The organism is Peribacillus sp. FSL E2-0159 (genome assembly GCF_038643155.1).
Lineage (GTDB): Bacteria > Bacillota > Bacilli > Bacillales > DSM-1321 > Peribacillus > Peribacillus simplex.
Genome location: NZ_CP152053.1, coordinates 1,554,970 through 1,569,087, shown reverse-complemented (window position 1 = coordinate 1,569,087; position 14,118 = coordinate 1,554,970). Strand labels below are relative to the sequence as shown.

At 39.3% G+C, this 14,118-nt stretch carries 14 protein-coding genes; 7 read left to right on the top strand and 7 right to left on the bottom strand.

All coding sequences use genetic code 11. The features are described from left to right. Nucleotides 1–84: 84 nt before the first annotated feature. Together fetB and NYE63_RS07770 are read right to left on the bottom strand one after the other, a co-directional pair. The gene (fetB, locus tag NYE63_RS07775) at nt 85–870 is read right to left on the bottom strand and encodes an iron export ABC transporter permease subunit FetB (protein ID WP_342604708.1); all 786 of its coding nucleotides are present in this window, start codon (nt 868–870) and stop codon (nt 85–87) included. Beyond that, complete coding sequence (locus NYE63_RS07770; RefSeq protein WP_342605705.1) at nt 870–1,499, bottom strand: ATP-binding cassette domain-containing protein; 630 nt, start codon at nt 1,497–1,499, stop codon at nt 870–872. Before NYE63_RS07770 ends, fetB begins: the two co-directional genes overlap by 1 nt. A 188-nt stretch (nt 1,500–1,687) precedes the next feature. Here NYE63_RS07770 and NYE63_RS07765 point away from each other — a divergent pair, with 188 nt between their 5' ends. Both NYE63_RS07765 and NYE63_RS07760 read left to right on the top strand, forming a co-directional pair. After that, nucleotides 1,688–2,506 (top strand): thermonuclease family protein, encoded by an 819-nt coding sequence (locus NYE63_RS07765; RefSeq protein WP_342604707.1) that lies wholly within the window; start codon nt 1,688–1,690, stop codon nt 2,504–2,506. Nucleotides 2,507–3,341: 835 nt separating this feature from the next. Beyond that, nucleotides 3,342–3,833: a sigma-70 family RNA polymerase sigma factor gene (locus NYE63_RS07760; RefSeq protein WP_342604706.1), complete on the top strand. Its 492-nt coding sequence runs from the start codon at nt 3,342–3,344 to the stop codon at nt 3,831–3,833. Between the two features lie 47 nt (nt 3,834–3,880). On the opposite strand, the gene NYE63_RS07755 is transcribed toward NYE63_RS07760, so the two are convergent. Next, nucleotides 3,881–4,075, bottom strand: a complete 195-nt coding sequence (locus NYE63_RS07755; RefSeq protein ID WP_063232021.1) for a hypothetical protein — start codon at nt 4,073–4,075, stop codon at nt 3,881–3,883. Nucleotides 4,076–4,529: 454 nt separating this feature from the next. Between NYE63_RS07755 and NYE63_RS07750 the strand changes: the two genes are divergently transcribed. Both NYE63_RS07750 and NYE63_RS07745 read left to right on the top strand, forming a co-directional pair. Continuing rightward, entirely contained in the window at nt 4,530–4,706 is a 177-nt protein-coding gene (locus tag NYE63_RS07750) for a DUF2187 family protein (protein WP_064505160.1), read from the top strand. Between the two features lie 200 nt (nt 4,707–4,906). Next, entirely contained in the window at nt 4,907–5,533 is a 627-nt protein-coding gene (locus NYE63_RS07745; RefSeq protein ID WP_342604705.1) for a hypothetical protein, read from the top strand. Nucleotides 5,534–5,585: 52 nt separating this feature from the next. Here NYE63_RS07745 and NYE63_RS07740 read toward each other — a convergent pair whose 3' ends face one another. From NYE63_RS07740 to NYE63_RS07730, 3 genes are all read right to left on the bottom strand, one after another. After that, the gene (locus NYE63_RS07740) at nt 5,586–6,626 is read right to left on the bottom strand and encodes a hypothetical protein (RefSeq protein ID WP_342604704.1); all 1,041 of its coding nucleotides are present in this window, start codon (nt 6,624–6,626) and stop codon (nt 5,586–5,588) included. 677 nt (nt 6,627–7,303) lie between these two features. Then, on the bottom strand, nt 7,304–8,998 hold the full coding sequence (locus tag NYE63_RS07735; protein ID WP_342604703.1) for a M3 family oligoendopeptidase: 1,695 nt from the start codon (nt 8,996–8,998) through the stop codon (nt 7,304–7,306). A gap of 227 nt (nt 8,999–9,225) precedes the next feature. Next, nucleotides 9,226–9,663 (bottom strand): MarR family transcriptional regulator, encoded by a 438-nt coding sequence (locus tag NYE63_RS07730; protein ID WP_034314147.1) that lies wholly within the window; start codon nt 9,661–9,663, stop codon nt 9,226–9,228. A 156-nt stretch (nt 9,664–9,819) separates the two neighbouring features. Between NYE63_RS07730 and NYE63_RS07725 the strand changes: the two genes are divergently transcribed. The 3 genes from NYE63_RS07725 (at nt 9,820) to NYE63_RS07715 (ending at nt 13,527) form a co-directional block, all read left to right on the top strand. Then, nucleotides 9,820–11,316, top strand: coding sequence for a sensor histidine kinase (locus NYE63_RS07725; protein WP_342604702.1), 1,497 nt, complete (start codon nt 9,820–9,822; stop codon nt 11,314–11,316). Nucleotides 11,317–11,458: 142 nt separating this feature from the next. Then, entirely contained in the window at nt 11,459–12,682 is a 1,224-nt protein-coding gene (locus tag NYE63_RS07720; RefSeq protein WP_342604701.1) for an MFS transporter, read from the top strand. A 113-nt stretch (nt 12,683–12,795) separates the two neighbouring features. Beyond that, nucleotides 12,796–13,527 (top strand): ZIP family metal transporter, encoded by a 732-nt coding sequence (locus NYE63_RS07715; protein ID WP_342604700.1) that lies wholly within the window; start codon nt 12,796–12,798, stop codon nt 13,525–13,527. A 305-nt stretch (nt 13,528–13,832) separates the two neighbouring features. On the opposite strand, the gene NYE63_RS07710 is transcribed toward NYE63_RS07715, so the two are convergent. Next, nucleotides 13,833–14,075, bottom strand: a complete 243-nt coding sequence (locus NYE63_RS07710) for an aspartyl-phosphate phosphatase Spo0E family protein (RefSeq protein ID WP_063232027.1) — start codon at nt 14,073–14,075, stop codon at nt 13,833–13,835. Nucleotides 14,076–14,118 lie beyond the last annotated feature (43 nt).

Genomic DNA, 14,118 nt, shown 5'->3' with positions numbered 1-14,118 from the left:
AACAAACCAAAACTATCTGGTACCTAAAAAATAGTACAAAAATATAGATGGAACTGCAACTATAACTTTTCAGATTCTTCAATATTAAATGGAAAGCTGTGCATTTTTGGTAAAAAAAGCCTTGAAACTCAGCATAATGAAAAGCACCACCGTTAATGAAACACTTCCAAGAATCCCGATTAGTATCGCAATCTGGTATTCAATAGCGATGAGCGGGCTTATCCCTGACAGGATTTGTCCTGTCATCATTCCTGGAAGGAAGATAATCCCCATCCCGAGCATATTGTTCAAAGTCGGGAGCACTGCCGAGTCGAATGCAGCATCCACATATTTCTTCACAGCCCTCGCCGGAGTCGCTCCAAGCATCAACATCGCTTCTACCTTTTCTCGATTACTGCTAATCCCATCATGGAGGTTTTTAAGCGCCAATGTCACTCCAGTCATGGCATTCCCCACGATCATCCCTGCAATTGGAATGAAATACCTCGGTTCATACCATGGCGTGAAATGGATCACGACCACATTAAAATAAAACAAGGCAGCCATGGGACCTGACAACATACTTAGGATAACCATCCTTTTGATTTTCTTATTAAGCGTGTGGGATACTTGCTTAAAAATATTATGGATGGAAAACAGGGCCATCGCACATAAAAATCCTAAAGAAAGTAAAGGATGGGGATTTTCAAAGATATATGTCAAAACATATCCGGCGAGAATGAGTTGGACTGTCATCCGAACTGTAGCGAGCATGATTTGCTTTTCCCTTGAAATCCCGCGCCATTTCACGATTATGAGCAAAATTACTACAAAGACGTAGGCAGCACAAAGACGCCAGAACTCAATATCTATTATCCCATTCGCCCCCATTAATAGTCACCCTCCTTCGCCTTTTTCAGAACGATCTTCTTCTCAGCGCATATTTCCGCAAGCTGTTTTGAATGGGTTATCATGATGACGGTTCCTTTTTCCCGCTTTACTTCTTCTAAAAAACGGCTCATGACCGTCAGCTCGGCTTCCTCATCTAGAGCTGAAGTCGGCTCATCCAGTAAATACACCTCGGGTTTCAATAAAAGTAACCTAGCTAGTGCCAGCCTTTGTTTCTCCCCGCCAGAAAGATTCTCCGCCCCCTCGTCTAAAGACTTCTGCAACTGGACGGTTTCAAGTGCTTTAACTAATTCGGCTTTATCCTTTTTTTCCCGTTCTGTCAATTCCAGGCCAATCTGAAGATTTTCTTCAATCGTACCTGGTAGAGTGAACGGTGCCTGAGAAAGCATTGTAACTTTACGTCGGAGCTCTATCGGGTTTAATTTATCCAGCAACTGATCCTGATAATAGATCGAACCGCTATCCGGGTCATCCATCCTGTTCAATAATCGGAGCAGTGAGGTTTTTCCTGCGCCGCTTTCCCCTGTCAGGCAAGTAACCATACAAGCGGGTATTTTCAAATCATCAATTTTCAGGATCCCTTTATACCTGATATTTTCAAGCCTAAATATCATTTTTAACACCTGCCTCCCTTACTCCACCATGTCATTATAAGAAACTATCATGATATGGGGTAGCGATGCATGTAAAAATTTCAATGATTTTCATTTTCTTTCGCTTTTTTATAGGTTAGTATTATTTCTGCCGAATATATCCATGACGAACGTAGAAAACACCTTAATAAATGGAGGGACTTATCATGAACAGAAATTCCTTTTTACATTCTTATCTGAATGTTTTTCTCCTTACTGCACTTTGCCTGATCACGTTGTCTGGCTGCCAGGCAGCATCAGATAACCTGATTGATCAATCTAAACAGGAAGATTCAATTTCCAACGAAAATATCCGATCCAGTGCGGATTCTTCAAATGAAGAAAAAGGCAAGACATTCACAGCCGAGATCATCAAAGTTGTTGACGGAGATACAGTAAAAATCAAATTGGCTAATGGAAATGAAGAAACGGTCAGGCTTCTTTTGGTAGATACTCCAGAAACCGTGCACCCATCCAAGCCCGTTCAGCCTTTTGGACCTGAAGCTAGCAAATTCACCAAGGAACTAATGCCTGCGGGTTCAAAAGTGGAAGTAGAAACTGGCATAGGTGAAAGAGATAAATATGGCCGGCTGCTGGCCTATTTTTATGTTGATGGTAAAATGGTGAATAAACTCCTGCTTGAAAAAGGACTGGCCAGAGTAGCCTATGTTTATGCACCGAACACGAAATATCTTGATGAATTGGAAAATATCCAGAAACAAGCCCAAAAAGACAAAATAGGTATTTGGTCAATTGAAAACTATGCAACTTCAAAAGGGTTTGATGATTCGAAGTCAAAAGAAGCATCAGTGGAAAAGCCCACCGGGTCTTGCAGTAACCCGCAAATTAAAGGGAATATAAACTCTAAAGGCAATAAAATTTATCACATTCCTTCGGGCCAATATTACGAAATAACGAAACCAGAAGAAATGTTTTGTACTGAACAAGACGCACAGGATTCCGGATTCCGAAAATCGCAAAGTTAACAAATACAAAGGCTTAATTATTTGCCCGCTTCGGAAATCACAATTAAAAACCTTTAGAGTTACATAATGAAATACAACAGGTATGAAGCATTTCGTTACTGCTTTTCTCCCCCACTTCTTGGACTACTCTAATATTTAAAGTTCTCGACATAGGTTGTGAAAGTCGAACTGGGACCATGGCCATTCTTGATACTAATCTGGATTCCCATGGGAACGTTTACTTTGAGCTATTTCTGACGTTTTAACTAAATGATATTTCAATGAATTGCAGGGAAAAGTCATCTGGAAAAAGAAAAATAACACATTTCATGTGTACAGTTTGTCGACAAAAAGGGGTTCGGAATGGTTCATCCTGAACCATGATTTTTATACAAGACTAGTTTACTGTTTTGAATTGGATTGCGACAATCCTGTCGAATAACTGGCTTGGCAGACAGTCCGCGGAAAGGGAGCGTATTTCTAAAATCAACTACAATGTTTTTTAAAGAAAAAACTGTAAGGCAAATCGCTTTCTTCAAATTTGTCTACAGTAAACACATCTTCATGATATATGACTTTACATAGAATGAAGAGAAAAAACTAAAAGAATAACGAATGAATTGTTTAAGCACATCCAATATCAGGATGTGTTTTTTCATTTGGTCACCCCCCACATTCTACATTACATGAATCTCCCTTTTTTTCCTTCAATAAGATTCTCTTTAGCTCCCTTAAACCCAACTTTTTATTCCCTCCATTTTTCCGTTATGCCATTTGGCAATATCCGATCGATTTATTTTATGGTAGAAGCACCCGGGAATACAGGAAAGTGCACTTTCTAAAGGTGACTTGCTTAATGGAAGATTTCTCAGCACTAACGAAGGAATTCACTCCGATGATCCATCATATTATCCGCTCACTTTCCATCTATAAAAATAAGGAAGAATATTTTCAAGTAGGCTTGATTGCTTTATGGGAGTCATTTAGGAATTTCAATGAGGAATACGGACAATTCTCCAACTATGCCTACACGGTAATCAAAGGCAAAATTCTGAACGAATTAAAGCATCATCATAAATATGAAATCCGCACCGAACCCTTTGATTCCTTCATATTAGACATTAAGGATCCTTTTTCAATGCATGAAGAGGCCTTTGCCATCGATAATATCTTAAACTACACGGAAGGATTGACACTGAATCAGCAACGCTGGCTTTTACAGACATACCTGGAAAATAAAACGGTGACTGAAATCGCTGAGATGTATCAAGTTACTGTAGCATCCGTCAAATCATGGAGAAGGTCCGCTTTAAATAAATTAAGGAAACAATTAATTTTTCCATTATAAATAATTTAGGGTGGCTCAATCATGAGCCACCCCCAAATATACATCCATCAACTTCTCGCTTCTTCTAAATACGTATAAATTATCACACCGTTATGTTGAGCATTCCCCCGAAAATGTTTAAAGTCTTCCCTTTTAACAAGAACCTCACGAAAAGCTAAAAATTCTTCTTTTGTTATCCGGAATTCATCCATTTCACGATTTGCCAGTTTATCGAGTACATCTTTTGCTTCTTCTGCATTCATCATATTATCCTCCTTAATTATCAAATGTTCCATCATATTCAGACAGGAGAAATTCCGTTTTCATTTTAACATAAGCTTGCCACTTAATATAAATCAGAACTTTTTGAGGTCCACTTGCTACATTATTCTTTACGAATGTCTTAAAATAGTGCAAACTGTATAGTAAAATATCATAATGTAAAATGATTGGCATTTTTTGTACATAGAATTACATACTGGTACGCATAACTGCGTTTTCAAGATATACCAAATTATGCCACATCATTACAGTTGCTCCATTTTAAGAATTGCACCTTCCTTTAAAAGTTTAGCTTACTGTACCGACATAAGAGATAACTAATTCTCTTACTAGCACTTCCCACGTCAAAATCTAAACCGCAAGATGTTCGAATAATCCAATTACTCCATAGTTACTTTTTGATCATTGGAAACAAAATGGGAAAGGATGATTACCATGAAGAAAGCGGAAGTTGGAAATATCATTGAATTTAGAGAAGGCTTAAAAGGAATCGTCGAGAAAGTGAACGAGAACTCAGTAATCGTGGACGTCACGTATATGGAAAATTATCGTGATTTGGAACTTGAACAGAAAACCGTCGTCAACCATAAAAATTATAAAATCATAGGATAATTCAATGTACTTAAACGGGATGGTTACTAGATGACCATTCCGTTTTTCACTTTATAGCAATCGTGCGAATTGATTCTCCCGTTTTTTGTAACCATTTCCACTTCATGCCGTCTAATTCATTAAAGGGCAAAACACCTGTATGTGATGCAGGTATATCCACATTCAGGTTGGAATTTCAATCAGAAAGATGAGGGAAACAAATGACTAGTTGGACACGTTATATTGGCTGTGTCACATTCGCCGCTTTTCTTCTGACTGGCTGCGGTACGACCACAGACGAAAATGCAGATGAGCCACAGGAAGATTCAGTAAAAGAGGGGAACGAAGGTAATACTTCTCAAGGAGATAATCGCAATGACCGAAGTGATAACAAAGTAAGACTGATGGAGCAAAACCTGCAGTATACAATTAACGGGGAAGCAAAAGAAAGAACAGCGTTCCTAAAAAAAAGTGATAATCAACCGTTCAGCCTCTATGTTTTACAACAATTCAAATTAAGTGGTGAAGAACCAGGAAAGGATATTGTGTTCCTGACTGAAGATGACTCCATTTATATGAGAATCGAATTGTTGAAGGCGGATGTCAATTGGGATGAGGTGGAAAAAAATGTTCAAGCCCAGCTGAAAAGCATTTCAAAAACGATTAGGGATCCTTCACTTGATTTCGAGGGCGGCACGGGCTTTGAAGTGGAAAGTGGGGATGATGTGATCACTTCCATATTGCTAAAGGATGAAAAAGCACCCGTCCGCTTAACTATATTCACGAAAAAAGATAGAGATTACCGGGATGCTTTTCTAGAGATGGCTAAGACGCTGTTGAAAGGATGAACATCCATTTTACCCTGATACGGAGGGCTAAGGACAGGCCCCCCGTTCTTCATTACTCCTTCCCCTCCTTACTTTTCCAGACCAGCATTAAAAAAAGAAGGCTTATGTATCCAAAAACCGGATAAATATATCCTAGTAACCTTCCATATCCGAATTCACTAATGATCAAAGCTATTAAAAAAATCACAGCTATGATCAGCATGCTTGGCAATTTAATATAACTGCTGATTTGCCTCTGCAATCCATATATGTTTCCGATGACCGAAGTGAATATCTCCCCGTAAATCACCAAAATGAACATCCAATATAACTGACTGGCTGCCGTTCTCATAATAACTGCTGAAGGAATTTCATAACTATTCACGTCAGTAAGTGTCATAAGTGAAAAATGCCCCGTTAATAAAATGATCGTTAGGAATATCCCTCCAAGTATTGCACCATGTTTAATGACCTTCTCATCTCGAACTTCATACGCAACTGGAACCAGCACAGCCTGTGCCAAAGCAAGGTTAAAGGCTGTATAAGCAAATGGTGACAAAATCATTTTAACGGTGATCACTTCATCAGGAACTTTTGTAAGGGTCTTAAAGAAATCCCCATTACCCAAAGTCGAGAAAAACAGGATCAAACTAAAACAGATCATAATTGGTACAACAAAAGAGTTCACAGTGAAAACACCGCGCATGCCCATCATCAGGACCAAGGATGCCAGTATGATCGTAGACCAACTTCCTATACTTTTGGGCACGCCGAGTTGTTCTTCGAAAACGGCTCCTGAACCCGAAATCATGACAGCCGTCACCCCTAACAGCATAATAAGGAAGAAGATGTTGATAATTCCTGCTATTTTCCTGCCAAAAAGAAATTGATTGAACTCCTCATAAGAAGATGCTCTGATCCTTGCGGAAATGAGCATGATCTTCGTTCCAGTGAAGATAAAAATATAACCTGCTATTAAAATCCCGATAAAGCCATAAAAGCCATAACGGGTAAAAAACTCGACAATCTCTTTTCCAGTTGCAAATCCTGCACCGACGACTGTGCCTACATAAACCGCTGCAATCTGGAAACTCCCTGACCACCTTGACAACATACTCTCCCCTCCTCCCTACATTTATATGTAAGGAAGAGACATTTAAGACAAGCCGATCAATATTCCTTTCGTCGGCTGTTTTTTCCTTGGCTAACATTCTCTCATTGTGCAGTCTGAAACTCCCTGTGCATTTCTCTGTGAGGCTTAAATCAGCACTTTTCATGCCCGCACTTCCGAGCGTAGAAAAAACGCTTGGAATAATCTCCAAGCGTTCAGACTGTAGACTAATTAATAAAAGTTCCAGTTGATTTCAGAAATCCGCTCCCTTTCCGCCGACTGTTTGCCAAGCCTCCTCGGCGCAAGCGCCTGTGGGGTCTCGGCTAGCCAGTTATTCGGCAGGAGTGTCGCAAATTTCTTCAATCCAATGAGGTTTCATTCTATAAAAAAAGTGTTCATGATGGATAACCAAGTCTTCTTTTATAATCATAGTTCGGAGTGAGACCATTCCGAACCCCTTTTTTCGACAAACTCGATGGAAATCCAGTTTGCCTACAGCTTTCCTTTTAATAAAGTTGCAGTTGATTTTCAGCCGGAGCACTTTTTTCGACCGTTCACAAATTTTTTGACCTTCACCTCACTATTCGGACTCCGCCCCCTTTTTGTCGACAAACTGAACGCTTGGAATAATCTCCAAGCGTTTTCTCAAGTATCCAGTTCGTATCATATACCCTAATAGTTCATAATGCCTTATCATCTACAGTGGAGAGCCATTCGTCTATCACCATCACAACGGACTGTACAGTCCCCTCAACAAATGGGGATTTCAGATTCGCAGATTCAACGAGATCAAGGAAGGACTTACTGCCTCCAAGTTGGCACAGATTCAAATAATCCTCCCAAGCCGTTTCATCTTTTTCAGTCGACCTTTTCCAGAATTGGAAAGCACAAATCTGGGCCAATGTATAGTCGATATAATAAAAAGGTGATTGATAAATGTGACTTTGCCTCTGCCAATACCCGCCATTCTCCAAGAATTCATTTCCTTCATAATCGCGATGTGGCAAATATTCCATCTCGATCTTACGCCAAGCCTGCTTTCTTTCAGCAGGGGAGGCATCAGGATTTTCATAGACAAAATGCTGAAATTCATCGACAGCTACCCCATACGGGAGGAATATGAGGGCACCGCTTAAATGGGAAAACTTATACTTTTCCGTATCTTCCTTGAAAAATAGCTCCATCCATGGCCAAGTTAAAAATTCCATGCTCATCGAATGGATTTCACACGCTTCATATGTGGGCCAATAATACTCAGGAATGTCAAGATCACGACTGCGATACACTTGGAATGCATGACCTGCCTCATGTGTCAAAACATCTATATCCCCGGAAGTACCGTTGAAATTAGAAAAGATGAATGGAGCTTTATAGTCTTCTATAAAAGTACAATAGCCTCCGCTTTCTTTTCCTTTCTTCGCCACAAGGTCCATCAGGTCATTATCTATCATATAGTTGAAAAACTGATTCGTTTCAGGCGAAAGTTCCTGGTACATCCTTTTCCCATTTTCGATGATCCACTCAGCATTGCCTTTTGGAATGGCATTACCCGTTCTGAAATGAAAATTCTCATCATAATAGTTCAGGTTCTCCAATCCAAGACGTTCGCGCTGACGTCCCTTCAGCCGGGTGACAAGCGGTACCACTTCCTCTTTAACCTGCTTGCGGAATGCAGCAACCATTTCAGCATCATAATCAGTCCTTGTCATTCGATAATACCCAAGTTCCACGAAATCCCCATAACCTAGCGCTGTCGAAATTCCATGCCTCACTTTGACAAGTTCATCGAATATACGATCCAATTCCTCCTCCTTTTCCTCAAAGAAACCGTAATATGCTTCACTTGCATTTTTCCTTAATTCACGGTCCGAAGACTCCATAAAAGGTTGAAGCTGCGCAAGTGTTAATTCTTTTCCATCAAATTGAATTTTTGCAGATGCAATTAATTGTGAATATTCACTTGATAATTTATTTTCTTTTTGCAGCTGTGGTATGATTTCGGGCGAAAAAGTTTTGAGTTGGGCCTCTGCCAGGTCAAATAGTTGATTTCCCCATTTCACCTCAAGCTCCTTACGATATTTCGAGCGAACGAGTTCATTGTAAAATTTTGAGGTTAACTCTTCCATTTCAGGGGAGAAGTCATCTAAATAATCATTCTCCGCTTTATAAAAATCATCATTGGTATCAATGGAATGCCTTATATAGACCAAATTAAACATCGTGCCTACATAATTTCGTATTTCATTTATTTCTTCCATGGCTTTTATTTGTGCATCAGCATTAGCAGCGTCAGTAAACTTTTCCAAAGCTTTCATGAACCGGGTTTTAATTTCATCCATTTCAGGACGTTTATATTCATACTCATTAAATTTCATATGTACACGCTCCTATTAACAATATAAAAAAAAAATTTCCTGTATAATCCAGAGAAAGTTATCCAATCGATTTGCTTTCAAGACACATCAACATTATCGCGGTTATCGTAATATAATTTAATTCGCCAAAGCGTTATTAGAAACCTTTATGTCCTCGAAACAAATTCAGGTTTTATCAGACATAAAAAACCAGCACCTATAGTCAAATCCTGGTGCTGGTTCTTTAGCTAATTTTGAGCGGAATACCCAATCTTTTTAAGCAATTCGATCACAGTGGCTTTTTCATCTTGCGTAAGTACACTCATGATATCATCGATTCTTTTTTCATGCTCAGGAAATACTCCTTCAATAAAGGCCTTTCCTTTATCCGTTATTTTTGCAAAGGTTACACGGCGATCCTCTTTACATGCTATTCGCTGTAGATATTCCTTCTGTTCAAGTTTATCCACGACATAGGTAATGCTGCCGCTCGCTAGCAGGATTTTTCCGCCTATTTGCTGAAGAGGCTGATCACCTTTATGATAAAGTAATTCCAGTACTGCAAACTCAGTTGGATTCAAACCCTCTTCAGCTATATGTTTATTTACCACATCATTAATGGATCGATGAGCTCTTGACATCACAATGAACAGTTTCAAAGACTGTTGGATGTTATTATTCTCCATAACTTCACAACCTTAAAAATTTTTAATTAAAATATCTTGAATTAAAAGTTATTATATGACATTAAGACTTTTTTGTCAATCTGCCCTGTTAGTATGCACTATTGTTTAAACACTCATTTTGATATACTTGAAAAAAAAGCTAAAGTAGTGACAAACATGAAAACAAGGCATAAATTCACCACTTATCTACTTATTGTTATTTTACCATTAATTATTCTCTCTATCATTTATTGGATGCTTTTAGAACGTTCCATTCAAAAAGAAAGACAGGAACAAGCTGAATGGGCGGGTACGGTTTATCAAGAATACATAGATCAAGTTATCAGAGAAACTAAGGAAAACCTTGAGCTGCTTAGCCTTAGCAGTTCCGTGCTTTATATGGATGACAAAAAAACCGAATCTCTTATGAAATGGATCAAAGATACAGATTCCAGGTATGCCGGAGTATATTGGCTAAATCGCGACGGTGTTTCCGTTTCAGGTACGAATAAGAATTTCCATCATCACTATTTAATTGAACAAAATGATATTGAGCGTGCAGTAAAAACTCAAAAAGCCGTTGTTGTAGGAACAAAGGAGCTATATAACCCTGATTTCAATTATTTTTCCATCTTTGCTCCCATTCTGGATCATGATAAAAAAGTGCAAGGGTTTTTATTGGCACATATCAGGCTGGATCATATGGAAAAAATATTAAAAATGCTCAGCCCTGGTCATACCTTTATATTGGAAACAAAGGGAAAAACCCGAATCCTAGATATAAATGGAGATGGATTCACTGAACATTCTACATGGGTGGATGTTCCTTTGACCGAAGTCGATTGGACACTGTCCGTCAAAGTACCCGACAAGATTAACACAAATAACATGAATGTTTTTTTAATGCTTGTCTTTTTCACTTTCTTTTTTACTCACATGATCTATACCATCGTGGAGGAACTGATCGTTCGCAGAAATACCAAAAACCAGAAGTTACTAAACGAAAGGAAGAAATTAGATTTTGTCGGTACATTGGCTGCCAGTACTGCGCATGAAATAAAAAACCCACTTACCGGCATAAAGGGGCTAGTGCAGTTACTGCTTGAAAAACACCCAGATGAACAAGATCAGTTCTATTACTCTGTCATCATGAAGGAAATTGAACGAATCAATAGTATCGTCAGCGAATTTTTGATTTTAGGGAAGCCAATGGCCCAGACATTATCCTTATATGATATTCGCAGTATCATTGCTGAATTGAGACCAATAATAGAATCTGAAGCACGTCACTTCAATATTGAAGTGGAATGGAATATCATAAAGGAGCCGATCCTGGTCCATTGTACAAAGGACCAACTCAAACAAGTCATTCTCAACATTGCCAAAAACGGTTTTGAGTCCATGGAAGCTGGGAAAAAGTTAAGGATTCGAATTCACCATGAAAATGAATGGGCTAAAATCATGATCATCGACACCGGGCAAGGACTGAATGAAAAAGATATAGGTAAAGTGTTCGATCCCTTCTATACATCGAAAAAGGAAGGCACGGGATTAGGGCTATTTGTGTGTAAACGAATAATTGAATCGTTTAACGGTACCATCGAGTTTTCAAGTAAACCTCTGAACGGTACAACCGTTACAATCAGCTTACCGCTGATAAAAGACCACCCTTAGCAATACTTTGAAGAGTTTCATTTTTTTATGAAGACTAGTAACGATTCTGAGTTATTTAAAGGTGTCATGCATACGGTGCATGCTTCTTGAATCTATTTATGGAATAGGTAAAAATCTTAATCAGGAAGAAGGAAATATACAGATGGGAAGTATCGCTGCCATTAAAACAAAACCGCAAAAACAAGATATGACTTTGAAAATCATGATCATCATAGGCATATGCCATTTAATGAATGATTCTCTTCAGGCCGTTGTACCGGCCATGTTCCCAATCCTCGAAAAATCAATGTCGCTAACGTATACTCAGCTGGGGATGATTGCATTCTGCCTGAATATCGTCTCATCGCTCCTGCAACCAGCAGTTGGGTTCTATACGGATAAAAAGCCATTTCCATATGCGTTGCCCATTGGGTTGACCAGTACCTTAATCGGGGTCATCATTCTCGCAATTGCCCCCAATTATACCATGATCCTTGGTGCAGTCATCTTGATGGGCTTAGGGTCAGCCATATTCCATCCTGAAGGCTCCAGGGTTGCCTACATGGCAGGAGGACCAAAGAGAGGCCTGGCACAATCAATTTATCAAGTCGGCGGGAATAGCGGGCAGGCACTTGCTCCACTCATCACAGCCATAATACTTGTTCCCTTTGGTCAAAAAGGCGCACTTTGGTTTGCCTTGGTTGCCTTAATGGCCGTAATCCTATTGCTGTATATTGCCAAGTGGTATTCCCAAAAATTAGTTCACTTCCAGCCTAAAAAGCTTGCTGCAAAAATAGTCAATAAAGAGCGGTCACATAAAGTGGCCAAAGCCCTGGTATTGATTTTATTCATAATCTTTGCCCGTTCCTGGTATGTATCATGCATGACGAACTTTTATAGTTTTTATTTGATCGAGCAGTATTCATTCACGATAAAATCCGCACAATTTTTCCTATTTGCCTTTTTAGCCGCTGGTGCTGTAGGTACATTTTTCGGAGGTCCGCTTGCTGATAGATTCGGGCGTAAAAATGTCATTTTCTTTTCTTTCGCTGCCAGCATGCCAATAACCGCACTTTTACCATTCGTACCTCCTACAGCCGCTTTTATCTTATTATTGATAGCAGGATTCATTATAATGAGCAGTTTTTCCGTCACTGTAATATACGCACAGGAATTGGTCCCGGGAAAAGTCGGAACGATGGCAGGCTTGACTGTAGGGTTAGCCTTTGGAATGGGTGCCATTGGATCCGTTTCATTGGGAGCCATTGCAGATATAATTGGAATCGAATCCATGATTAAGCTAGTGGGATTCCTGCCATTACTGGGGATCATCAGCATATTGCTACCTTCTGACCTGACATTGAAAAAATGGTATGCAGAAGAATGATTCAAAATGGTTTTTTCCTGGAACATATTCTTTATGTCTAAATACAATAAATTATTGTTCCGCCCAAAAATTTACAAGTAAGTAAAGATAAGTACCTTACAAAGGAGAAATTTATGAGTGGAGTTTTAATAGGCAGCATCCTATCTGCAATGTCTACAGGGTTTGGTGCGTTACCGATCTTGTTCATTCAAGGTTCAATCACACATCGATTCAGAGACACGCTTCTGGCATTTACCGCTGGAATCATGATGGCTGCTTCGTTATTGAGCCTGATCCCGGAGTCTCTGGCCACAGGAGGGTATATTCAGCTAGTAATTGGGGTTTTTCTCGGGGTAATGACATTAACGATCATGGAACAAAACATTCCTCATATCGATCTCAGCCATACGAAAAGTGGCATTCAGTTCGATGAAAAGGCTTTGCTCATCATCACTGCTATTACACTCCATAATATTCCTGAGGGTCTTTCTGTAGGGGTCAGTTACGCCTCTGATACAGCTGATACAGGTAACTTGATCGCTTTTGCCATCGGCCTGCAAAATGCTCCGGAAGGCTTACTAGTTGCCTTGTTTTTAATTAATCAAAAAATCGGTAAACTCACAGCGTTCCTGATAGCAACCTTAACTGGTACCATTGAAATAATTACGGGCTTACTGGGTTATTATTTAACCTCTTACATTGGGTTCCTGGTTCCATATGGCCTAGCTTTCGCCGCCGGGGCCATGCTTTTCATCGTTTATAAGGAATTGATTCCTGAAAGCCATGGGGATGGTAATGAACGCACATCTACCTATTCCTTCATTGTCGGCCTTTTGTTCATGGTAATATTATTGGAAATTTTGTAATTCCCAAACTTCCATGGCTGGCTCCATCAAGTGAGTCAGCTCTTACTTTTTTGTTATCAGTTAAATCCATTCAGAAAAATTAAGACCTCTAAACCAATCCCGATGCATGAAGGACACCTTCTGGTGACCTCCCCTCGATATACCTTAAACCCCTAGGAAAATCAAAAGATATATTCTTGTGTATATGAGTCTTTCTTTAATTGTTTTCATGATATGTTTGTAAAGGTTCATTCACCAGAAATCGGATAAAGGGGAATGTTTCTCTGCCTGCTAATATAAAAAGTCATGCATGCATTCAGTTCCCTTTAAAATGTAATGTCATCATTAAAGGGCTGCTGCACAATAACAACCATTTCTTCTCGCTTATTTCTCACTTCCACTGATGAATGATGTTGAAGGATCAAATACTCATTTATTAGTTTATCAAGCTGCTCGCTTTGGCGAAGGGTATACTCATGACCTAGTCCATACATCTTGGCCAACTCCATCATTTCCCAACGCTTCATACGAATCTCAGAACAAATTTCTGTTGCACACCTAGAATTCATAACTACATTCACTACTCCTGCCCTTTTAAAGTTACATTATAAT